Raw genomic sequence first — 21,428 nt, forward strand, 5'->3', positions numbered from 1 at the left:
CTCCCGAAATCTATGATAGCCCCTCCACCTCTGATATCTCGCCGTGAAGACACCAGTTCTCCGCCCTGACTATCTCCACCTCGGCGAAACGGCCTGCCCACGAAGCCTCTCCGGGACATATGACGACCTTATCGGTCATGGTCCTTCCCTGCACGAGTCCATCACCCTTGGGTGCCGGGCCGTCTATAAGTATACGGTAACGTCGCCCCACAGTGGCCTCGTTTATCTCCATGGCGATGGACGACTGGAGCCGATTTATCTCGGAAAGCCGCCGGAACTTCTCCTCTTCCGGCAGTTGATCCTCCATTTTCGCCGCCGGGGTACCAGCCCTGGGGGAATAGGCAGCGGTATGGACCAGGTCGAAACGGAATCGTCTCACCGCTTCCATCGAGGCCATAAAGTCCTCCTCCGTCTCTCCGGGGAAACCGACTATTAGATCCGACGTAAGGCCGACCTCCGGCAATCCTTCCCTTATAATCCTCACAGTCTCGGTGTATTCGGCAAGAGAGTAGTGTCTGTTCATACTCTTCAAAATCCTGTCGCTTCCCGACTGTATGGGAAGGTTTATCCCAGGACATATTTTAGGATATTCGGCCATGACGGAAACCACGTCGGCGGTCAAGTCCTTGGGATAGGAGGTCATGAACCTTATAAGGTCCACGCCGTCGGTCTCGGCCACGTCCCTGAGGAGGTCGGCAAAACGGTAGGGCCTGTCGAAATCGGCACCGTAGGTATCCACGTTCTGCCCCAACAGGGAGATCTCCCTGACGCCGTCGTCCACCAACGCACGTATTTCCTCCAGTATCTCCCCGCTGTCTCGGGACATGAAACGTCCTCTGACGTAAGGAACAATACAGTAAGTGCAGAAATAATCGCAACCGTGAGCTATGGTAACATAGGCCTTCCAGGGGTTGTCCCGTTTTATCGGAACCACGTCGAGATCGTTGAACTCCCTGGCGTCGGCGTCCAGGAGGTCCACCCTCTCACCGGAGACCGCTCGGATCAATCCGTCCGGGATGAAACCGATGCTTCTGGGACCGGCTATCATCCTTATCCAGGGGAAACGCTTCATCATGTCCCTTCCGACGTTTTGAGCCATACATCCCACGAGGCACACTATCGGGGATTTTTTGCCCTCCCAGGCGGGACGGTATCTTCCCATCTCGCTCCATATTTTGTGCTCCGCCTTCTCCCTTATGCTGCAGCCCACGTAGACCACGACATCGGCGTCGATCTCGGGAACCTCCCGCCATCCCTTGAGGATCATTGCGGTCCTAATCTTGTCCCCATCGTACACGTTCATCTGACACCCATATACCTTTATGCAAAAACCAAACACTAGATCTCCTCCAATTGCGGGCGGAAAACTGTCGCCCCGACATCGCCCAGCCAGAGTATATTACCCCAAAAACGAGCACTAAAAAAGGAGGGCCAGAGCCCTCCTTTAGAACCTGTCGAATTTGAAGTCCGTAAAGCCTATTCTATACCCCATTTATCCTTGAGTTCCTGGAAAGCGGGACCAGAAAGCACCTCTCCGAGAGCTGCGTTGACGTTCTTCTTCAGCTCCGGATCCTCCAGACTCATGGCCAGAGCCATGCCGGTCTGGGATATGGGATGAAAGAAGGCTACCTTCAACGTGTCGGTGTAATCCTTGTTGTTCTTCAGATTCTCCTTGGTCACAGTACCGTCCACGCAGGCGACGTCTACCCTGCCTAGAAGGACCTCTCTGAAAGCGTCGTCGGTCTTCTGATATCTCTTCACCTCGAGCCCCTTCCGTTTCGACACGAAGGCGTCCTGGATGGTCCCAAGCTGCACCGAGACCTTCTTCCCGTCTAGATCATCCAGTGAGGCTATATCGGTCCTGTCCGCTTTCACTGTGAAGGCATCAGGGGTCGTGTAGTACACGTCGGAGAAGGCCACTCTCTTTGCCCTCTCGGGAGTAGCGCTCATGCCGGCCGCTATCATGTCTATCTTGCCGGTGAGAAGAGACGGTATGAGGGCATCGAAAGCCATGTCCACTATCTCTACCTTCTTGCCCATCTTATCCGCGATAGTGTTTATCAGGTCGATATCGAAACCGACTATGTGGTTTTTCTCGTTCCTGAACTCGAAGGGCTTAAAGGTCGACTCGGTTCCCACCAAAATAACGTCCTTATCCATGACTGAAGCGGCTAAAACCGCCGACGACATAACGAAGAGAGACAGGACTGCCATACATAGGATCAATACTTTTTTCATGATCTACACCTCCAAAGGTTTGAACTTCACTTTATCCATAACTACCTTAAAAAACCTCATGATATTATAGATCACGATAAAATCCTGTCAAGTCCAGAACGGAAATGTGAACAATCGTACCTAAAAAGCGGAGGAGCCCATAGGGCTCCTCCTAGATAATGTGCCATCAAACGATTTCAGGGCCGGATCTAGGCCTCCTCGAACATATCCTTGCCGACGCCGCATTCGGGACAGACCCAATCGTCGGGGATGTCCTCAAACGCCGTCCCCGGAGCGATTCCGCTGTCGGGATCGCCTACGGCAGGATCATATTCCCAGCCACAAACGGTGCAAACGTATTTTTTCATCCCTATATATCCCCCTTTGTATTGGCTTACGTCCCCTAGGACGTACTCTAACCGGATTATACACTACCGAGACGACGGATCAAAATCTCACAGAGAAAGTATTCTGAAATCCTGAGATAGATCGCAGGAAAGACGACGATGACCGTCATCTGTCACGAGGTAGTCGTCCTCCAGTCTCAGACCGCCTCTTTCAGGGATGTACACCCCAGGCTCCACCGTCACCACATCTCCGGGAGATAGGATCTCAACCGACCTGGGAGACAGTCGAGGCGACTCGTGTATCTCGACCCCGAGGCCGTGCCCCAGACCGTGACCGAAGAAGTCTCCGTAACCGGCCTTCTCTATCATGGAACGAGCCACAAAGTCGACCTCCCTGCCGGTCTTCCCCGGGGCTATGGCCTCCGCTCCCGCTCTGTGGGCCTCCTCCAGAAGCGAGTGGATCTCGAGAAACTCCGGATCGGACACCTCTCCAAGGGAAAAGTTTCTGGTGAGATCCGACATATAACCGCCGTAGGCCGCTCCGAAATCGACCGTGACCCACTCTCCTTTGGAGAGTTTCTTGTCCGACGCGGTGCCGTGAGGCAGGGCGCTTCTTACCCCGGAGGCCACTATGAAACGGTGATCGGGCCATCCTCCCTCGCCTCCTAAGGACACGATATGACCTTCCAGACATTTGGAGAACTCCAGCTCGGTCATACCTACAGAGACATCCTTTAAAGCTCTCTCGTAGGCCTCCGACGCTATTCGACAGGCCTTCACTATCGTGGAGATCTCCAGGTCGTCCTTGGTCCTTCGGATGGCCGGGATCATTCCGTCCGTATCCTCCCAGACAACGGAAAAATCAGACAGTCTCCGATAGGTTCCGTAGCTCAGGGTCTCTCCCTCGAAACCGCAACGACGGACCGAGTGTCTCCGAAGCATCTCCTCGATCATGTCGAATATGGTCTGTTGCTTGCTCTGGACCAGCACCCTGAAGGGGGTCTGTTCCGCCGCCTGGGACACGTAGCGACTGTCGGTGGACAGCACGGCATCGTCGTCCGTTATGAGAACCGCCGCGGAGCTCCCTCTAAAACCGGAGAGATAGAACACGTTCTCCCATCCGTACCTTTCGACGTCGGTAAGCAAGACCCCGTCCAGCCCCCTGACGGCCATCTCCTTACGAAGACGGCCGACTCTGTTCCACAGATGATCGAAACTTGACATTCAGATGCGCCTCCCGGCCATGCCTAAAACTCTCCACAGCTCTTCCTCCGTGGAGATCTCCAAATTTCCCTTTTTCTCGGTTATCCTGCCCACCAGACTCCCCGCTATACCGCAGGATTCCAGTATACGGAGCGACTCCTCCACGTCTTCGTAGGAGACTACAACAAGGAGGACCCCGGAGGATATAAGCTTCAGGGGATCGAAACCTATTTCCTCCGAAGCCCTGATGGTCAAAGGGTGCAAGGGCAGATTCTCCCTGTACAGATCCACCCCGGTACGACCGAGTCTGGACAGCTCCGAAAGCCCTCCCAGAAATCCGCCCTCGGTGGGGTCGTGCATGTATTTAGCCAGATGCCTGATCTTACGTGCCTCCGGCACCACCGATATTTCGTCCAGCCAGGATCGAATCGAGGAGATCTCATCCCGGGACATGAAGGAAAGCAGGTCGGGCCTGTCGTTGGCCAGTATGGCCATCCCCTCCAGTCCTATGTGCTTGGTGGCGATTATGCCGTCCCCCGGGGCGAGATCGGCAGAGCTGTAACGGTAGGAGGTGGTCCCTATCATTGTACCCATCACTACCGGCTTTTCGTAACGATCGGTCATCTCCGTATGCCCACCTACCACGGCCACTCCTATCTCACGGCAGACCTGATCTATCTCCGCCATGGTCTTCTCGGCGAAGGCCTTTCCCATCGAGACCGGCACTATTAAGGTCACCACCAGATAGGCAGGATCCCCTCCCTTACAGGCTATATCGTTGGCGTTTACGTGGACCAGATACCGACCGGCTCCCTCCTCCGCCCCCACTATGGGATCGGAGGATACGGTCAGAAGAGCTCCCTCGGGCCACTCTATGAGGGCGGCGTCCTCTCCGATGCCGGGGCCTACTATGACCTCAGGCCTGGGAGCTCCGCAGTATCTTAATATCTGATTCTCCAGCTCCGCCGGAGGCAGTTTTCCAACCTGGTATTTCCTATCGGTCATGCTACTCATCTCGATTCCTCATGCTGTATATGCAGCCACAGTAATTCTGGCGATAGATCCCGAGACGACGGCTCTCTCTCACGGACCGTAGGAACCCGTCTCTCTTGCGCCATACCCGGTCCTCCCAGATAAGGCCCAATCTATCCGCCTCTTCTCTGCCGATGGAGTTTATAAGTTCCGGATCCTTATGGGGGCTTATGGTCAGAGTGGTGGTCAGACGATCGATGCCGATTCCAGAGGCCACCTCGGCTGCCGCCCTTAGCTGAACCCTGAAACAGACGGGACAACGCCGCCCCCCCTCAGGCTCACCCTCCAGCCCTCTCACCGCCTCGAACCAGGGATCGGTCAGATACCGACAGGGAGCCAGATTTCCGGAGTTACTCCTGGCAACGGCCTCGACCGCCTCTAACCTTCGGGTATATTCGCCTGCCGGATGGATGTTGCCACCGTAGAAGAAGCCGGTGACGTCGAACCCCTCCAAGACCAGCTCCGGCCAGGGAACGGTGGCGTCCGGACCGCAGCATATATGGAGAAGAATTCTTTTGGCATCACCAGTACTCATCGGGAGCCACCCCCTCCTTCAAGGTGGAGGCGAACACCATGAACCCGGTATGAGCGACCATGGAGTCTTCCGGACGAAGCCTCTTGGGATTGGTCTTCCAGTTTCTCTGAGAGGTCTCGGTAACAACCAGATCGGCACATCCGGCCTCCCTAAGGCTTTCCAGCACCATCTCGACCTGATTGACCGTGGGAACCAAGACGGCAAGCCGACCTCCAGGAGCCAGGGCAGACACGGCGGGCTCCACGATCTTCCAGGGACAACGCACGTCAAGGAACAGAGCGTCCAGATCCCTCTCTTGGAATCCCGTCTCCTCCACGTCGGCGACCTTGAAGAGGACCCGATCGTCCACCCCCCAGCGTCTACAGTTATCCATGGCGACCTTCTGATGATCCTCCCGGACGTCGTAGCTGTAGACCCTGCCCCCTGGGCCCACGAAATGGGCGAGAAATACCGTCATTCCTCCGGATCCGGAGCCACATTCCAACACGGAGGCTCCGGGCCGGATGTCCAACGAGGTCAGCAGAACTCCGGCGTCCTTCGGATAGACCACCTGAGTGACCCTGTGTATCTTTCGGCAGAAATCGGAGACGGTAGGCCTCACGACGAAGAACCTCTCTCCCTTCGTCGAGAGGACCTCGCCTCCGAAACCGGCGGCGAGTACGTCGTCGTGGCGGACGGCCCCCATCCTGCTCCCCAGGGATCCCCCTTTGGCGATACGAATCAGAAAAGAGTCTCCTTTTTTGTTAGAGGCCCAGAGCCTGACGTAGTCCCCCTCCTCTATGGGTTTAGCCATCCTATCCCCGAAGGAGTCTCTCCACCTCGGCCACCAGGCCTTCGGAGGAAAGTCCCATTGCCTCGTAAACATCCGAACTGGGCCCCGAGTCTCCGTAACGTTTGACTCCCATGAAGCTCCAACGTCCTGTCAGGCCGGCCTCGGCCGCTGCGGAGGACCATATCGAGCCCATGCCGGTCCTGGCACAGTGGTCCTCCAGGGCTATCACATTCCCGGTGGAACAGGCGTCCTTCAGAGCGTCCATGTCCACCTCAAGAGGACAGGACACTGCATAGACCTTGATCTCAATTCCCTTGTCGGACAGACGATCCGCCGCCTCCATAGCCTTCGAAGCCATGGCTCCCAGGGCTAGAACGGCACAGTCACCGCCGTCTCTCAGAAGGTGGGCATCGCCGTATCGGAAAGCCTCGTCTCCTCCGAAGAAGGGCTTGCCCTTGCCATCCGACAGGGGGTGCAGAGTGCTGCGTCCCATGGCTAGACACACGTTGCCCCTATCGGCCAGGGCCCATCTGGTTGCCCGATCCGCCTGATTGGGATCGGAGGGCACCACGAGCTTCCATCCGAAGGTATTGGCCAGGAGAGACACGTAGTCTATGCACTGATGGGTCATGCCGTCCTCTCCCACGTCCAGTCCAACATGGGTCAGTGCCAGCTTCAGGTTGCCGTGGTTTATGTCGTTGAGCCTCTGCTGGTTGTAGGCCTCGGCAAGACCGAAAACCCCGAAATCGGCCCATACGGGGATAACTCCGCAGCAGCTTGCGGCCCCGGCCACGGTGGCGGTAGAGTGCTCCTGTATTCCGCACTGGATGAAGCCATCAGGACAGGCCTTGGCGAAAGAGGCCGTCTTGACCGACCCTGCCAGATCGCAGTCGAATACCAGTATGGGAGTCCTACCCTCCACACCACAGTTAAGCGATCCCAGATCGGCCAGGGCGTTACCGAATCCGGAGCGGTTATCCACCTTTTCCTCTACCCCATAGGTCCTTGGAGAACCGATATCGATCGAAACGGCAGGTATCTCCAACGATCTTCCTCTATAGTGGACCCGATCGCCTAAAGAGGCGACCTCGACAAGGATATCGGGCTGGCCGAGTTCCTCCATAGCCTGACGGTACAGGTCTCCGGTGGCGGCTTTGCCGTGGTAGTCCGGGCGGTCCTCCATGAAGGAGACTCCCTTTCCCATCACGGTACTGCACAGGATGACCACGGGAACATCCATACCCCGAGCCTCCTCCATAGCGCGATATATGGAACGGAAGTCGTGACCGTCGGCCTCCAGTACTGCCCAACCGTCGGCCTTCCATAGAGCCTCGACGTTTACCGGCATGACGTCCTCGACCTTACCGGATATCTGGATATCGTTCATATCCACAAGCACGGTTATGTCCTTTATACCGTGGGCCACAGCTATCCGTCTGGCCTCGGCGATCTGTCCCTTGGGCTGCTCTCCGTCTCCCATGAGGACGTAAACGTGACGGTCGAGTCCCCTCTTCTTAAGGGCCAATCCGTAACCGACACCGGCGGAGAGTCCCTGTCCGAGGTTACCGCTGCCCCAGTCTATTCCCGGGATGGCCCTCTCCACGTGTCCCTGAAAGGCGCTGCCGCACCGTCTGAAATCGGCGACCGCCTCCAGGGGGTCCACGAAGCCGTTATGAGCCAACACCGCGTAGGCCGCCGGGGAGGTATGTCCGTGGCTTATCACCACGTAGTCCCTGTCGGTTCCGTCGCAGTTTTCCGGGGTCAAATCCGCCATATCGTAGGCCGCCAGGTAGAGCTTCATGCTCGACAGGGATCCAGCCGGATGACCGCTCTTGGCCCTGGCCACCATGGACACCGCCAACCCTGAACACCGTCGTGCGGCCTCCTCCATCTCGTTCAATTTAACGTCGTTCAAGTCGTACTTTACCATTCGTATGAATCCTCCTCGACGCAGCGGCGTCAAACTCTAACCCGAACGCCTCGGTCCGATAGCCAACGACCGGCTCGTTCTCGGTTGTCTCCCTGAAGCACCACCCCGGAATCCTCCACTGAGGATCCGCAGCCCAGGGCTTTTCTCAGCTCCTTGGCCACCGACTTCAGAGAGACATCGTCCAAGCCCAGTCCCTCAACCAGGGTCACCGTCTTTCCCCGTCGACCCTTTCTCTCTATTCTGAGCCCCGCTTTCCTCTCCCTTAGGAGATCCGAGACGTCGGAGGGAGAATCCTCTTTGGGTAACTCCTTATCGCTCGAAAGGGAATCATCCTCGAAACGAACGTCGAATCCCAGAGAGGCAGCGGCCTCGGCAAAGGCATCCTCCCCTGTGGGAAGCTCCTCCGCCAGGGGAACTTTGCGTTTCTTATCCCTGGCCATCAGCCTATATCATAGCCACCGGGAACACATTTTATCGAAAAATCCTCTCCCGGCTCGAACTGCACCGTCATGGACTGGCCTTCCTCCATGGACAACATCCTTTCGTACACCGCAGCGGCAACCTGAGCTCCCTCCAGATCGCTTGCCCCGGCGGTGTTACGCATCTCCTCTATCAACCTTCTGTCCAACATCTCTATCTATCAATCCCTTCAGTCCAGACGATGCCAACCGATAACGTCGATATCCCTATCGTCACATATGGATCGTATTTCCTCCTCGTCCTCGCAAGGATATTCGCAGGCCAACCCACAACTCGACGAAAGACTTCTGGGCACCGGAACGACCTTGACGTTGAGGCCCTTTTTACGAAAAAGCCGCTCGAACATTATAGCCATGCTGGTAACGTCGAAAGTGGCTAAACAGCGTATGACACACACCTCCCAACCTTTATCCAGGTCATGATAACGCCACCCCTGAAGGTAGGCAAGGATCGGGTTGAACAATTCCCTCGCCTGATCTATAATTTCAAAGAATAAGTTCTATAAAGGAGGTAATAAAGCCCCTCTAATACCGCCGTTTAGTATTTTGTTTCAGCTTTTATCCGTGTCGTTTCTAGGGACAATTCAAGTCGAAAGAAGAGGTGTTCGTCGATATGAAAGGTTTGGACAGGATCCTGTTGTCCAGGATGGGTCCTATAGTAGCGGGAATCGCCGTAGGGGTTCTGGCTCCCCTGTTGGTCCACTGGGGAAATCCAGGCAATATGGGAATATGCGTGGCCTGTTTCGAGAGGGATATAGCAGGCGCCCTGGGACTCCATAGGGCCGGAGTGGTCCAGTATCTCAGGCCGGAAATAATGGGAATAATACTGGGAGCCTTCATCTCCGCCATGGCCTTCGGAGAATACAGGCCTCGGTCCGGTTCGTCTCCGGTGGTCCGGTTCTTCCTGGGGATGTTCGCCATGATAGGAGCCCTGATTTTCCTGGGATGTCCCTGGAGAGGCTATCTCAGACTGGCAGGAGGAGACTGGAACGCCATATTCGGCTTGGCCGGTCTTTTCGTAGGCATAGGAATAGGCATATTCTTCCTCTGGAGGGGGTTCAGCCTGGGAAGAAGCCACTCGGAAGAGAGAGGCTCGGGACTGATGATGCCCCTGATGGCCCTGGGGCTTTTGGCTCTTCTCCTGATAGCACCTAAATTCGGGGCGGAAGGTTCAGGCCCCGTCTTCTTCTCCGCCAAGGGCCCGGGATCTATGTACGCTCCCTGGGCAATCTCCCTTATCGTGGGTTTATCCATAGGGTGGCTGGCCCAGAGAAGCCGGTTCTGCACGGTCGGTTCGGTCCGAGACCTTTTCATGCTGAAGGACTCCCACCTGTTCAACGGCATAATAGCCCTCTTGATCGCCGCGGTCGCCACTAACTACGCACTGGGACTGTTCAAACCGGGCTTCGCCGGTCAACCTGTGGCTCACACCGACGGCCTTTGGAACTTCCTCGGGATGGTTCTGGCCGGTCTGTCTTTCACCCTCGCCGGAGGCTGCCCCGGTAGACAGCTCATCATGAGTGGAGAGGGAGACGGAGACGCGGCGGTCTTCGTGCTGGGCATGGTGGCCGGAGCGGGAATAGCCCACAACTTCTCCCTGGCCAGCTCCCCGAAAGGCATAACCCCCTACGCGCCGGGAGCTTGGATAGTAGGGATGATATTCTGTCTGGCGATCGGCTTCATGATGCGCCAGAAGTTGGACTGAGGAGGGATCGCGATATGGCTTCGGAGACTACGGTAGACGCCAGAGGGCTTTCCTGCCCTCAACCTGTCCTGGAGACAAAAAAGGCCCTGGACAAGGCATCCTCTGACGTGGTGTCCATCCTGGTGGACACGGAGACGGCCAGAAACAACGTCGAGAGGTTCGGTAAGAGCAAGGGATGGTCGGCATCCTGGGAGGAACAAAACGGAGAGTACAAGGTCACGTTCTCCCGTAAGTAAAAGGAAGATAGAGAAGGACGATCGGCGAGGACGGAGGTGTGATTTCCGTCCTCGCCGATCGTGTTACCGTCGGTCCAAAGCGTTCCCTAGGTTTTCCAGGGTGCTTTCCTCCCAGGTTAGATCGTGCTGTCCGAACACCGCCGTGTATTTGAGGCCGCTCCCGGTCAACACTAGTGCTGCGGACTGACCCGACTCGACCAGGCCGTCTCTGACGGCATCCTTCAAGGCAGCCAGGGAGACCGCCGAGGCAGGCTGAACGAACAACCCCTCCATCGCCAGCTCCCTCTGGGCCTCCAGTATGGAATCCTCCGAAACCGCCCGGCAGCTCCATCCGTTCTCTCTGACGAGGCGAAGAACCTCGTTACCGCTGGGAGGAAAAGGATTCTCTATGGCATGGGCCACGGTGTGGGGAGAGTCAAACCTGTCCACCTTTGGACTTCCTTCCTCGAAGGCCCTTACGACCGGAGAACAGCCGTCGGCCTGAACCGCCATAAGCCTAGGCACCTTGTCTATCAGGCCAGATAGGAAAAATTCCCTGAACCCCCTGGCTATCCCTCTGAAGTTTCCTCCTGCGCTGACCGGTATCAAAACCCAGTCAGGCACGGTAAAGTTCAACTGTTCGCATATCTCGTAGGCGATGGTCCTCGATCCGGCAACCCTGAATGGGGCGTCGGAGTTGATGAAAGCTATATTTCTGTCCTTGGCGAGCCTGAGGCTCTCGTAATAGAGCCTGCCGTAGTCTCCATCCACCTTTATGAGCCTGGCACCGTACATGGCGATCGGCCCCAACTTCTCCCTGGGAAGCCCTCTTCCGACCAGGATAACCGTCTCCAGTCCGGCCTTGGCTCCGTATGCCGCCACGGAGGCGGCCATATTGCCGGTGGATACCGTGCCTATCCTGCTGTACCCCGACTCCAATGCGTGTATAACCCCTGCAAGGGTTCCCCTGTCCTTGAAGGACCAGGTCGGATTCGCCCCCTCGTTTTTCCCCCACAAGACGGAAAGCCCTAGCCGTTTTCCAATTCCGTCGAGCTTTACCAAGGGGGTGAAACCCTCTCCCAGGGATAGATCGGCCCTTCCGTTTGCGAAAGGGAAAAAGTCCTTGTATCGTTCTATCAGGGTCTCGCCGGGAACCCAAGGGCCCGGTCTGCTCCCGACGATCTCGGGCAGCTCCAGCGGACCGTCGCAACCGGGACAACGAAGCGCTTTTTCGTCGTCGACCTGCTCTCCACATCCGGTACATACCAAACTAACACCCATAATCCAAGTCCCTCCTAAGCTGTGTATCTATTGCCATGGCTTTTCGGATGGTAACATCGAGAAGAATCCCGTATGATTATACCGGAAGGGGATGTAGACCCGCATGAAAAGACAGGAAAAAGGGCTGGATGAGCTATCCTACAGGATATTTTTCGAGAGAACCTTCGACCCGATCTCCCTCTACGAGGTGGAGGCGGGGAAGGTTCGATTCATCGATGTAAATCCGGCCTACGAAGAGGTAATGGGGACACCGAAAGAGGACATCGTCGGAAGGACTTTCCTGGAGGTATGGCCCGACGTGGAACCCTGCTGGCACGACATCATCATGGAATGTCTCAATACGGAGGGGTCGGTGCACTGCGAGAGTTACTGCGCCTCCATAGGCAAGTACCTGGAAGCCATAGCCTTTCCGATTCTGCCGGACCGGGTATCGGTGATATTCCTGGACCGTACGAGATGGAAGAAATCGGACGAAAAGCTGAGGGAAAAACAAAAAGAACTCCTGGACTACAGGGAGGAGCTCCGTGAATTGGCAGCTCAGCTAACCCTGTCGGAGGAAAAGACGAGGAGATCCATAGCCGGACAGATACACGATTCCATAGGACACTCCCTGGTAACTTTACTACATAAGCTACAGTCCCTCAGGGAAAGGAGATGCTCCAAAGAGGAGCTCGACGACGCCATAGAATCGGTGGAGACGGTAATAGCCCAGAGCAGGGAACTGATATTCCAGGTCAGTCCGCCAACCCTCTACGATATCGGCCTCAACCCAGCCCTGGAATCCCTGGCAGAACACCTCTTGGCCCCTCAGGGAATAAGCTACGACTTCCAAGGAGGGAACCTCGTACACCAGGCGGACGACAGGATATGCGTCCTCCTCTATCAGATGACCAGGGAACTGCTCATCAACGTCATCAAACACGCCAAGGCATCCCACGTATCGATAAGGGTCCACAGAGGCCCGGGGAAGATACAGGTTGTCGTAGAGGACGACGGAATAGGCTTCCCCTCTCCCTTCACCTTCAAATGGGGAAAGCTGGATGGGTTCGGGCTCTTCAGCATCAGGGAGAGGCTTCACCCCATAGGGGGATCGATACAGATAATCTCCGAACCGGGCAAAGGAGCCACTGTAGCTATGACGGCACCTCTGAACATGCCGTCTCACGAAGAAAGAGGCGAACCTCTTGATACCGCTCATAATAGCTGACGATCACGAGCTGTTTCTGGAGGGAGTCAGGGACATACTCTCCAGAGAGGACGACCTGGACGTCCTGGCTCTGGCCAGGACGGGACAGGAGGCCCTGGAGCTCACACTACAGCACCATCCCGACGTGGTAGTGATGGACGTCACCATGCCGAAGATGAACGGCATAGAGGCCTCGAGGAGGATAAAATCCTCCTTGGAGGACGTCAAGATACTGGCCCTCTCAATGCACGCAGACAAAAGGCTAATAGCGGAGATACTCAAGGCGGGAGCATCGGGATACGCTCTCAAAGAGGGAAGCTCGGAGGAGCTGATAAGGGCCATACACATAGTATCCTCCGGAGAGACCTACCTGAGCCCAAAGATAGCTTCCATACTGATAAAAGACTATCTCAAGTTGCTGGACACGGCGATTCCGTCACAGGCCTCGCTGCTGTCCGACAGGGAAAGAGAGGTGCTTTCGCTTCTGGCTAAGGGATCCAGCACCAAGGAGGTGGCTTCCTCCCTACACATCAGCAAAAACACTGTGGACACCCACAGGAGAAGGATAATGGAAAAGCTGGACTGTGGAAACATAGCCGAACTGACCCGATTCGCCATAAGAGAAGGCCTCATAGACCTGGGATGACACCTACGTGAGCCTCCGACCACGAAAAACGTGATCGGAGGCTCACGTTTTTCGTTACCTGTGATTCACGGATACCTCGATAGTCCAGACGTGAAATCTAGATCATAATTATAACCGTAACGACGTTACGATAGTTAAAGACATAACTTTTAGTAGCTATAACGAACCGCTCTAAAGTGGTTTGAGGAGGCTCTGACAGGAAGGACATCGTAGAGATCCTGCAGAAGACCGAGGAAAAGGAGAGTCACGTCAATGAGACTTGAGATGGGTAATTTCCACGTGAAAGACATCGTCTTCGGAGACCGCACCTCCTACGCCGACGGAGTTCTCACCGTCGACAAGGAGGAGCTGTTGAGCTACGTGAAGGAGGAGGAACCGGGGATCACCACCGCGGATCTCAGGGTAGTCAAGCCCGGAGAGATGGTGCGACTCTGCCCCGTCAAGGAGGCCATCGAGATGAGATGCAAGGTCTCCGGGAAGAGCCAGGGCATATTCCCCGGGGTGACCTCTCCCATGGGCCAGGCAGGCCACGGCAGGACCCACGCCCTCAAGGGATGCAGCCTCATAGTAGTAGGAGAGCATATGGGCGGATTCCAGGACGGCGTTATCGACATGGGCGGGAAATACCAGGATCAGACCATCTTCGGAGACATGGTCAACCTCGTCCTAGTAGCGGACACCAACGAGGATTTCGAGAGGTTCGAACAGCAGAAGAAAAACAAGGCCCTCCGTTGGGGGGGGATGAAGCTCGCCGAGTACATCGGTCAGTGCGTCAAGGAGATGGATCCCGAGGACATCGAGGTTTTCGACCTTCCGGCCGTGACGGACAGGACCGCCGAGGTCGATTCCCTTCCCGGAGTCGTCTACGTCCTTCAGCCTCAGACTCAGATGGAGGCCATGGGATACAACACCCTCATCTACGGCTGGGACGGCAACCACATGCTGCCCACATTCATGCATCCCAATGAGCTTCTGGACGGTTGCATGATATCCGGCAGCTTCATGCCCACCTCCTCCAAGATCTCGACCTATGAATTCGGGGTAAACCCGGTGGTCAAGAGGCTTATGGCCGAACACGGCAAGACGATCAACTTCCTCGGAGTAATAATGGCGAACCTCAACGTCAAAATGAACGAGAAAGACCGTTGCGCCAAGATGATCGCTCAGATGGCCCACAACCTGGGAGCCACCGGAGCCATAGTAGCCGAGGAAGGCTACGGCAACCCCGACGTCGACTACACCGCCGCCTTGGTCGAACTGGAGAAGATAGGGGTCAAGACCGTCGGTATCTCCGACGAGGCCACCGGCAGAGACGGCGGATCTCAGCCTTTGGTATCGATGAATCCCATGACCGACGCTTTGGTCTCCACCGGCAACGTCTCCCAGGTCTACGAGCTCGAGCCCATGGAAGTCATAGGTGAGCTCGAGGCTCTTGCCAGAGACGGGAACTCCGGAGGCTGGGAGGGCTGTGTAAAACCCGACGGCTCGGCCACCATGGAGAACAACGGTATGTTCTGCTGCAACCATATCAGCGGCTTTTCCAGAAAAACCTGCGCTGAATTTTAAGGGGTGAAGAAGATGGCGCTGAAAGCAATTCACTACATAAACCAGTTTTTCGGTCAGGTCGGAGGCGAGGAAGCCGCCGACTCCAAACCCAGCTTCCATTCCGAGCTGGTAGGATGCTCCAACATGCTGAACCAGATGATGCCAGACGTAGAGGTAACCCATACGATCGTCTGCGGCGACAACTACGTGACCGGACACACCGACGAGGCCCTCGGAGAGATCATGTCGTGGCTCGAGAAGCAGGAGTTCGACATGTTCTTCGCCGGACCTGCCTTCATGGCTGGAAGATACGGAGTAGGCTGTGGCCTGGTATGCAAGGCTGTCAAGGAGAAATTCGACGTACCGGTCATAACCTCTATGAACGAGGAGAACCCCGGAGTCGAGCAGTTCAAGTCTGATGCCTACGTCTTCCATGGCGGCAGAAAGGCCACCTTCATGAAGGAAGACATGGAGAAGATGGCCACTTTCGCTGAGAAGATAGCTAAAGGAGAATCTCTCAAGCCCGCTTCGGAGGAAGGCTACTTCCCCAGAGGAGTCCGTTTCGAGATGCCCCATCCGGAGGGCAGGTTGGCCTCTGACCGAGTGGTGGACATGCTCATCAAGAAACTCGGAGGGGAAAGCTTCACCAGCGAACTGGTTATCCCCAAGATGGACAAGATTCCTCCGGCAACGCCTCTCAAGGACCTGAGCAAGGCGACCATCGCCCTGGTGTCCTCCAGCGGAGTCGTCCCGGTGGAGAACCCCGATCGGATACAGTCGGCATCCGCCACCAAGTGGGGAAAATACGACATATCCAAGCTGGATAAACTCCCAGAAGGAGTGTTCAAGACCATCCACGCCGGATTCGACCCCGCCGCCATGTGCGCCGTCCCCGACCGTGGTGTCCCGGTCGACGCCATGAGACACTGGGAGAGCGAGGGTAAATTCGGCAAGCTGTTCGACCACTATTACGTAACTGTAGGAACGGGAACAACCCAGGCCTACGCCGCCAAGTTCGGCAAGGAGATCGCCCAGGAGCTTAAGGATGCCGGGGTCGATGCGGTGGTCCTGACCTCCACCTGAGGCACCTGTACTCGTTGCGGTGCAACGATGGGAAAAGAGATAGAGCGCTCCGGAATCCCGGTCGTAGTCATGTGCAACTTAATCGACGTGGCCAAGACCGTGGGATCCAACAGAATGGTACAGACAGTGTCGGTCCCCTACCCCCTCGGGGACCCGGAGATGAGCCCCGAGGACGAATGGGCCCTGAGGAAACACAGGGTCGGCATCGCTCTGGACTCTCTCACCGACGAGATCCAGGAACCCAAGGTCTACCCGACTAAACTCTGACGAAGCCCCCCTTCCGGGAGAGGGAGGAGCCTTATCCCTCTCCCTTTTGCCTCGCTCCGTGTCGCGAGGGGATTTTTAACAAAAAACGGAAGGAGTAGAGAGAATGAGTGCCAAAAAAGACAACTCTGTCTTCGTCATATCCATGGGGATAACCATGGGAGTCGTTCTTTGGGGCCTGTTTTCCCCCGATAGCTTCGGAGCCTTTGCAGGAGGGCTTTTCAACGTTCTGACCGATAAATTCGGATGGGGTTATCTGCTTTCGATGAACCTGTTCGTCCTGTTCTGCATCTTCATAGCCACCAGTCGTTTCGGAAAGGTCAGGCTCGGTCCGGACGACTCGAGACCGGAATTCAAGACCATGTCGTGGTTTGCCATGCTTTTCTCCGCCGGTATGGGAGTCGGGCTGGTTTTCTACGGAGCGGCGGAACCTATATACCACTTCGGATCGGTTCCTTTCGGGGCTGAGCCCGGATCGGTCCAGGCCGCCAGAGACGCCATCAGGATATCCTTCTTCCATTGGGGGCTTCACCCCTGGGCGGGATATTCGGTCATAGCCCTTTCGCTGGCATTCTTCCAGTTTCGCAAGAACTCGCCCGGACTCATCAGCAGCGTGTTCCTGCCCCTGGTAGGTGAAAAAGGAATAAAAGGCCCCTTCGGCAAGACCGTAGACGTCCTGGCGATCTTCGCCACCCTGGCGGGGATAACCACGTCTCTTGGGCTGGGGACCCTCCAACTTAACAGCGGCCTCAGCCAGGTATTCGGGATCCCCAAAAGCCTGATAGTACAGATAGCCATAATAGCCATTCTGGCTGTACTCTACACCGGCTCGGCTGTGATGGGAATCGAAAAAGGCATAAAGAAAGTGGCCGATTTCAATCTGCTCATATGCGGCATATTGATGCTTGCTCTGTTCCTGGTGGGACCGACTCTTCCCATAATAGAGTCGCTCATGACAGGGGTGGGAGACTATCTCTCCAACGTCGTCTCCGAGAGCTTCACCATGGCTCCCTACGGCGGAGAGTACAAAGGATTTTTGAGCAGCTGGACCCTGTACTACTGGGCCTGGTGGATTGCTTGGGCTCCATTCGTGGGATCCTTCGTGGCCAGAATATCCAGAGGCCGTACAATTCGAGAGTTCGTCGCTGGAGTTCTCATTGTCCCGGCCCTAGGAAGCTTCACGTGGTTCGCCATATTCGGAACCTCCGCTCTGGATCTGGAGATAACTAAAAACGTCCAGATCTCCCAGAAGATACTAGCCGATATGTCCACCGGCGTATTCGAGATGTACGCCAACTACCCCCTCGGAACGGCCATGTCGATACTAATGGTGGTGCTCATAACGACCTTCTTCGTAACCTCCGCAAACTCGGGAACATTCGTCCTGTCCATGTACTCTACCCACGGAGATCTGAACCCTCCGAAGAACAAGATGGCAATATGGGGAGTGCTTATGGCCGCTCTAGCGATCGTGCTCCTGATGACCGGAGGACTTCAGAACCTTCAGACCATATCACTGGCTGCCGCTCCACCTTTCGCCGTCATCATGGTGCTGGCCTGCTACTGCCTCTACAAGGCTCTTCTGAAAGAAGAAGCCGAAGGAAGACTGTAAAAAGACTCAAGCCAAGGGGGAGAGCAATCCAGCTCTCCCCCTTTGAAGAGGGTGCTTTACATTCCATTTTGGTGTAGAATCTTGCCGTGTCGCTACACTGGAGGGAATACTCTCCAAAGAGATTTGACAGGAGGTTTTAGACATGACAGCAATCAACACCAAGGAATTTTGCAAACTGATGAAACAGGAAGGCACGTTCATAGTGGACGTCAGAGAAGCTGAACAATACGCAGACGCTCACATAAAGAACGCATTCAACATACCGTCCGACGAGGTGGTCGAGTGCTCCGACGATCTTCCCAAGGACGAGAAGATCCTGGTCGTATGCGGAGACGGAGAGACCTCCAAGATCATAGCGGAAGAGCTCAAGGGAAAGGGCTTCGACGCTTCCTACCTCGAAGGCGGAATCGAAAAGGGCTGGAAGGCATTCAAACTTCCGACCGCCCATTCCTGCGCCACCTGAGGTTAGAATACAGATGTCTCCGGTTCGGAGACTTTCAGTTATGAAATCGATCACCATTTTTTGGCGGTCTATACTATAATAGTAGCGCGAAAGACGAGAGGGGTAGGGAGTTCCGACCCCTCTCGTCGTGAGATTAGAGATATATTCAAGGAGGTCGTTTTCTGTCATGTCACGTGTCGCAATCAAAGGATCAGCTTACTGTCTCCAGCACACCCCCGAGCTGGGACTCCACTACGGCAACACTCCCCACGTCGAGCGCCATTCTCACGGCGAGACCGATTACCTCAAGAAGCTCCCTGAGCACGCTCAGAGCTTCGAGGAGGCCAAGGACTACGCCCCCAACATGGCCTACATAGGCACCCTTCCCCTCGAGGACCTGGAGAATCAGGCCAAGCCCATGTACGAAAACCGCCTTTCCGGCGCCGACCGCTACGGAAAGTTCGGAGAGATAATGCCCGAGGACGAGTTCATCGGACTGATGGACATATGCGACGTCTTCGACCTCGTATGGCTCGAGAAGGACTTCGCCGCATCGGTGAAGAAAAAACTATCCGACCACAAATTCATGACCGAATCCATGCTGGCTCGTCTGGAGGAAGGCAGAGACAGAGCGGAGATAGAGGCCGACTGCGACGAGAAACACGGTGCCCTTCCACTCTATTTCGACGGTAAGATCGTTGGCTGCGTCAGGAAGGGACACGAGGTCGACGAGAACCTCAGCGCCCACGTCCTCCTGGAAAACATCGCCAGTAAATCCAGCGCGGTACTCTCCCTTCTCCACCTTCTTCAGAACACAGGTATGAAGGCCGAAGAGGTGGACTTCGTCATCGAGTGCTCCGAAGAGGGAGCCGGAGACATGTGCCAGAGGGCCGGAGGAAACTTCGCCAAGGCCATAGCCGAGATAGTGGGCTGTAAAAACGCCAGCGGATGCGACGTCAGAGGATTCTGTGCCGGACCGGTCAACGCCATGATAGCCGGAGCGTCCCAGGTCGCCGCGGAAGCTCGCTCCAACGTTGTCGTCCTCGCTGGAGGAGCGGTTCCCAAACTTTACATGAACAGCAAGGACCATGTGAAAAAAGAGCTCCCAGCCCTGGAGGACTGTCTCGGAAGCTTCGCCGTTTTGATCACCCCCTGCGACGGAGTCAGCCCAGAGATGCGTCTAGACGCCATAGGCAAGCACACAGTCGGAGCAGGAGCCTCTCCTCAGGCCGTAACCCAGGCTCTTACCTGGGAGCCCCTCCAGAAGGTCGGCCTCGACCTAGCCGACGTCGATAAGTTCGGGGCTGAGCTCCACATACCGGAGATAACCCTTCCTGCCGGAGCAGGAGACGTTCCTATGGCAAACATAAAGATGATCGCTGCTCTTGCCGTGATGAAGAAGTCCATAGAGAAGGCCAACATGATGAACTTCGTCAAGGAGAAGGGACTCCCCGGATTCGCTCACACCCAGGGACACATCCCTGCCGGAGCGCCCTTCATAGGCCAGGCAGCCGAATGGATAAAAGACGGGAAGATAAAGAGGGCCATGATAATAGGAAAAGGAAGTCTTTTCCTCGCCAGACTGACCAACCTGGCCGACGGAGCGTCCTTCCTGATCGAGACGCCCGCCTCTGCCGATTCCGTGGCGGCGGTGAGCAAGGACGACGTCAAGAACATACTTCTGGAGGCCCTCTCCGAGATCTCCGATTCCCTGACGAAGTAAGCAGGAAGGGGTATAACCTATGTCTGACGTTAAAAAACTGATCGGCGGAGCCCTTTCGGAAATAATCGAGGCGGCCCGCACCGGCGGTCCTAGGGTAAAGGTGGGACTGATGGCTCACGGAAGCGAGCACGGCCCGGAGGAGCTCGCCATAGGCGGAAGACTGGCTCAGCAGAATAACCAGAGCATCCAGGTGGTCATGATAGGCCCCAAGGTCGAGGGATACGACGATCTTCAGTGGATCGAGACCGATCCCTGCGACGCCGACATCGCCAAGGCTATGGAAACCGCCATATCAGATGGAACCATAGCGGGGGCGGTGGCACTCCACTACCCCTTCCCCATGGGAGTCACCACCATCGGAAGGGTGCTGACCCCGGCGAAAGGCAAAGACATGATAGTAGCGTCTTCCACCGGCACATCCGCCATAAATAGGGTCGAAGCCATGATAAGAAACGCCATCTACGGCATAGCCACGGCCAAGGCCATGGGCAAGACGAATCCGACGGTGGGAATACTGAACGTAGAGGGAGCCCAGCTGGTATTCAAGGCCCTCAACAAGCTCAAGGAAAACGGCTACGACATCACCTTCGGAGAGAGCCTAAGAGCCGACGGAGGATCGGTCCTAAGGGGCAACGACATACTGGCCGGAGCGGTGGACGTCTGCGTATGCGACACCCTCACGGGCAACGTCCTGATGAAGATGTTCTCCTCCTTCAACACAGGAGGATCCTACGAGGCCCTCGGATGGGGTTACGGTCCCTCCGCAGGAGAGGGATGGAGCAAGGTAATATCCATCATCTCCAGGGCATCCGGAGCTCCCGTCATAGCCAACGCGGTAGCATACAACGGGGAGGTCGCCAAGGGAGAACACTCGGAAAAGGTCGCTTCCGAGGTCGCCGCGGCGAAGAAAGCCGGACTCGAGGACATAATAAAGGGCGTACTCCCCAAGCCGGAATGCTCCGAGGAAGTAGTGGCGCCTCCGGCAGAGCCTACCGATGAGGAAATCCACGGAGTGGACGTTCTCTCCATAGAGGATGCCGTAAGAGAGCTCTGGAAAAACAAGATTTACGCAGAGTCGTCCATGGGATGTACCGGACCGGTGGTCAAGCTACCGGGCAAACACATGGAAAAGGCCAAAAAGCTACTCGCACAGGCCGGATACCTGTAAACAGTCCACAAAAGACGAAAGGGCCTCCTCAGGAGGCCCTTTT

General features: G+C 56.0%; 22 protein-coding genes. 10 read left to right on the forward strand and 12 right to left on the reverse strand.

The features are described 5' to 3' along the window. Window positions 1-10 precede the first annotated feature (10 nt). The 11 genes from miaB to L2W48_RS05475 all read right to left on the reverse strand — a co-directional run bounded on the left by miaB (window position 11) and on the right by L2W48_RS05475 (window position 8,871). Window positions 11-1,339, reverse strand: a complete 1,329-nt coding sequence (gene miaB / locus L2W48_RS05425; RefSeq protein ID WP_236098538.1) for a tRNA (N6-isopentenyl adenosine(37)-C2)-methylthiotransferase MiaB — start codon at window positions 1,337-1,339, stop codon at window positions 11-13. A 137-nt stretch (window positions 1,340-1,476) separates the two neighbouring features. Beyond that, window positions 1,477-2,238 (reverse strand): transporter substrate-binding domain-containing protein, encoded by a 762-nt coding sequence (locus tag L2W48_RS05430; RefSeq protein WP_236098536.1) that lies wholly within the window; start codon window positions 2,236-2,238, stop codon window positions 1,477-1,479. 188 nt (window positions 2,239-2,426) lie between these two features. Beyond that, on the reverse strand, window positions 2,427-2,585 hold the full coding sequence (gene rd, locus L2W48_RS05435; protein ID WP_005658603.1) for a rubredoxin: 159 nt from the start codon (window positions 2,583-2,585) through the stop codon (window positions 2,427-2,429). Window positions 2,586-2,672: 87 nt separating this feature from the next. Then, on the reverse strand, window positions 2,673-3,788 hold the full coding sequence (locus tag L2W48_RS05440) for a M24 family metallopeptidase (protein ID WP_236098534.1): 1,116 nt from the start codon (window positions 3,786-3,788) through the stop codon (window positions 2,673-2,675). Next, window positions 3,789-4,781 carry an AIR synthase related protein gene (locus L2W48_RS05445; protein WP_236098531.1) on the reverse strand — a complete coding sequence of 331 codons (993 nt, stop codon included), beginning with the start codon at window positions 4,779-4,781 and terminating at the stop codon, window positions 3,789-3,791. Next, window positions 4,774-5,334, reverse strand: coding sequence for an epoxyqueuosine reductase QueH (locus L2W48_RS05450; RefSeq protein WP_236098530.1), 561 nt, complete (start codon window positions 5,332-5,334; stop codon window positions 4,774-4,776). The genes L2W48_RS05445 and L2W48_RS05450 overlap by 8 nt, the downstream gene beginning before the upstream one ends. Continuing rightward, window positions 5,321-6,127 (reverse strand): tRNA (adenine-N1)-methyltransferase, encoded by an 807-nt coding sequence (locus L2W48_RS05455; protein ID WP_236098528.1) that lies wholly within the window; start codon window positions 6,125-6,127, stop codon window positions 5,321-5,323. Before L2W48_RS05455 ends, L2W48_RS05450 begins: the two co-directional genes overlap by 14 nt. Window position 6,128: 1 nt before the next feature. Next, window positions 6,129-8,036, reverse strand: a complete 1,908-nt coding sequence (locus L2W48_RS05460; RefSeq protein ID WP_236098527.1) for a transketolase — start codon at window positions 8,034-8,036, stop codon at window positions 6,129-6,131. A gap of 29 nt (window positions 8,037-8,065) precedes the next feature. Further along, window positions 8,066-8,476, reverse strand: coding sequence for a translation initiation factor (locus tag L2W48_RS05465; protein WP_236098526.1), 411 nt, complete (start codon window positions 8,474-8,476; stop codon window positions 8,066-8,068). Further along, window positions 8,476-8,667, reverse strand: coding sequence for a hypothetical protein (locus tag L2W48_RS05470; RefSeq protein ID WP_005658615.1), 192 nt, complete (start codon window positions 8,665-8,667; stop codon window positions 8,476-8,478). Before L2W48_RS05470 ends, L2W48_RS05465 begins: the two co-directional genes overlap by 1 nt. A gap of 18 nt (window positions 8,668-8,685) precedes the next feature. Further along, entirely contained in the window at window positions 8,686-8,871 is a 186-nt protein-coding gene (locus L2W48_RS05475; protein WP_407928672.1) for a putative Se/S carrier protein, read from the reverse strand. A 257-nt stretch (window positions 8,872-9,128) separates the two neighbouring features. Here L2W48_RS05475 and yedE point away from each other — a divergent pair, with 257 nt between their 5' ends. Beyond that, window positions 9,129-10,220: a YedE family putative selenium transporter gene (gene yedE / locus L2W48_RS05480; RefSeq protein ID WP_236098524.1), complete on the forward strand. Its 1,092-nt coding sequence runs from the start codon at window positions 9,129-9,131 to the stop codon at window positions 10,218-10,220. Between the two features lie 14 nt (window positions 10,221-10,234). After that, window positions 10,235-10,456, forward strand: coding sequence for a sulfurtransferase TusA family protein (locus L2W48_RS05485; RefSeq protein ID WP_236098522.1), 222 nt, complete (start codon window positions 10,235-10,237; stop codon window positions 10,454-10,456). Window positions 10,457-10,519: 63 nt separating this feature from the next. On the opposite strand, the gene thrC is transcribed toward L2W48_RS05485, so the two are convergent. Then, on the reverse strand, window positions 10,520-11,716 hold the full coding sequence (gene thrC, locus L2W48_RS05490) for a threonine synthase (RefSeq protein WP_236098521.1): 1,197 nt from the start codon (window positions 11,714-11,716) through the stop codon (window positions 10,520-10,522). A gap of 103 nt (window positions 11,717-11,819) precedes the next feature. Between thrC and L2W48_RS05495 the strand changes: the two genes are divergently transcribed. The 8 genes from L2W48_RS05495 to grdD all read left to right on the forward strand — a co-directional run bounded on the left by L2W48_RS05495 (window position 11,820) and on the right by grdD (window position 21,385). Then, complete coding sequence (locus tag L2W48_RS05495; RefSeq protein WP_236098519.1) at window positions 11,820-12,923, forward strand: PAS domain-containing sensor histidine kinase; 1,104 nt, start codon at window positions 11,820-11,822, stop codon at window positions 12,921-12,923. Further along, the gene (locus tag L2W48_RS05500) at window positions 12,901-13,548 is read left to right on the forward strand and encodes a response regulator (RefSeq protein ID WP_236098517.1); all 648 of its coding nucleotides are present in this window, start codon (window positions 12,901-12,903) and stop codon (window positions 13,546-13,548) included. The genes L2W48_RS05495 and L2W48_RS05500 overlap by 23 nt, the downstream gene beginning before the upstream one ends. 252 nt (window positions 13,549-13,800) lie before the next feature. Continuing rightward, the gene (locus tag L2W48_RS05505) at window positions 13,801-15,114 is read left to right on the forward strand and encodes a glycine/sarcosine/betaine reductase component B subunit (RefSeq protein ID WP_236098515.1); all 1,314 of its coding nucleotides are present in this window, start codon (window positions 13,801-13,803) and stop codon (window positions 15,112-15,114) included. An 18-nt stretch (window positions 15,115-15,132) separates the two neighbouring features. Beyond that, window positions 15,133-16,443 (forward strand): glycine/betaine/sarcosine/D-proline family reductase selenoprotein B, encoded by a 1,311-nt coding sequence (locus L2W48_RS05510; RefSeq protein WP_499776491.1) that lies wholly within the window; start codon window positions 15,133-15,135, stop codon window positions 16,441-16,443. A gap of 103 nt (window positions 16,444-16,546) precedes the next feature. After that, on the forward strand, window positions 16,547-18,052 hold the full coding sequence (locus L2W48_RS05515; RefSeq protein ID WP_236098513.1) for a BCCT family transporter: 1,506 nt from the start codon (window positions 16,547-16,549) through the stop codon (window positions 18,050-18,052). Window positions 18,053-18,194: 142 nt separating this feature from the next. Further along, the gene (locus L2W48_RS05520) at window positions 18,195-18,515 is read left to right on the forward strand and encodes a rhodanese-like domain-containing protein (RefSeq protein WP_236098512.1); all 321 of its coding nucleotides are present in this window, start codon (window positions 18,195-18,197) and stop codon (window positions 18,513-18,515) included. Between the two features lie 166 nt (window positions 18,516-18,681). Then, complete coding sequence (gene grdC, locus L2W48_RS05525) at window positions 18,682-20,217, forward strand: glycine/sarcosine/betaine reductase complex component C subunit beta (RefSeq protein WP_236098510.1); 1,536 nt, start codon at window positions 18,682-18,684, stop codon at window positions 20,215-20,217. Window positions 20,218-20,236: 19 nt separating this feature from the next. Further along, window positions 20,237-21,385 (forward strand): glycine/sarcosine/betaine reductase complex component C subunit alpha, encoded by a 1,149-nt coding sequence (gene grdD / locus L2W48_RS05530; RefSeq protein WP_236098509.1) that lies wholly within the window; start codon window positions 20,237-20,239, stop codon window positions 21,383-21,385. The last annotated feature ends 43 nt before the right edge of the window (window positions 21,386-21,428 follow it).

It is taken from the genome of Dethiosulfovibrio russensis (assembly GCF_021568855.1).
Lineage (GTDB): Bacteria > Synergistota > Synergistia > Synergistales > Dethiosulfovibrionaceae > Dethiosulfovibrio > Dethiosulfovibrio russensis.

Excerpts from the sequence above, each read along its gene's own strand:
- L2W48_RS05445 (WP_236098531.1), bottom strand. The coding sequence starts at position 4,781 with ATGAGTAGCATGACCGATAGGAAATACCAGGTTGGAAAACTGCCTCCG.
- L2W48_RS05455 (WP_236098528.1), bottom strand. The coding sequence starts at position 6,127 with ATGGCTAAACCCATAGAGGAGGGGGACTACGTCAGGCTCTGGGCCTCT.
- L2W48_RS05440 (WP_236098534.1), bottom strand. The coding sequence starts at position 3,788 with ATGTCAAGTTTCGATCATCTGTGGAACAGAGTCGGCCGTCTTCGTAAG.
- thrC (WP_236098521.1), bottom strand. The coding sequence starts at position 11,716 with ATGGGTGTTAGTTTGGTATGTACCGGATGTGGAGAGCAGGTCGACGAC.
- grdD (WP_236098509.1), top strand. The coding sequence starts at position 20,237 with ATGTCTGACGTTAAAAAACTGATCGGCGGAGCCCTTTCGGAAATAATC.
- L2W48_RS05460 (WP_236098527.1), bottom strand. The coding sequence starts at position 8,036 with ATGGTAAAGTACGACTTGAACGACGTTAAATTGAACGAGATGGAGGAG.
- L2W48_RS05505 (WP_236098515.1), top strand. The coding sequence starts at position 13,801 with ATGAGACTTGAGATGGGTAATTTCCACGTGAAAGACATCGTCTTCGGA.
- L2W48_RS05520 (WP_236098512.1), top strand. The coding sequence starts at position 18,195 with ATGACAGCAATCAACACCAAGGAATTTTGCAAACTGATGAAACAGGAA.
- L2W48_RS05495 (WP_236098519.1), top strand. The coding sequence starts at position 11,820 with ATGAAAAGACAGGAAAAAGGGCTGGATGAGCTATCCTACAGGATATTT.
- grdC (WP_236098510.1), top strand. The coding sequence starts at position 18,682 with ATGTCACGTGTCGCAATCAAAGGATCAGCTTACTGTCTCCAGCACACC.
- L2W48_RS05450 (WP_236098530.1), bottom strand. The coding sequence starts at position 5,334 with ATGAGTACTGGTGATGCCAAAAGAATTCTTCTCCATATATGCTGCGGT.
- L2W48_RS05485 (WP_236098522.1), top strand. The coding sequence starts at position 10,235 with ATGGCTTCGGAGACTACGGTAGACGCCAGAGGGCTTTCCTGCCCTCAA.
- rd (WP_005658603.1), bottom strand. The coding sequence starts at position 2,585 with ATGAAAAAATACGTTTGCACCGTTTGTGGCTGGGAATATGATCCTGCC.
- L2W48_RS05515 (WP_236098513.1), top strand. The coding sequence starts at position 16,547 with ATGAGTGCCAAAAAAGACAACTCTGTCTTCGTCATATCCATGGGGATA.
- L2W48_RS05430 (WP_236098536.1), bottom strand. The coding sequence starts at position 2,238 with ATGAAAAAAGTATTGATCCTATGTATGGCAGTCCTGTCTCTCTTCGTT.
- L2W48_RS05475 (WP_407928672.1), bottom strand. The coding sequence starts at position 8,871 with ATGGCTATAATGTTCGAGCGGCTTTTTCGTAAAAAGGGCCTCAACGTC.
- L2W48_RS05470 (WP_005658615.1), bottom strand. The coding sequence starts at position 8,667 with ATGTTGGACAGAAGGTTGATAGAGGAGATGCGTAACACCGCCGGGGCA.
- L2W48_RS05465 (WP_236098526.1), bottom strand. The coding sequence starts at position 8,476 with ATGGCCAGGGATAAGAAACGCAAAGTTCCCCTGGCGGAGGAGCTTCCC.
- yedE (WP_236098524.1), top strand. The coding sequence starts at position 9,129 with ATGAAAGGTTTGGACAGGATCCTGTTGTCCAGGATGGGTCCTATAGTA.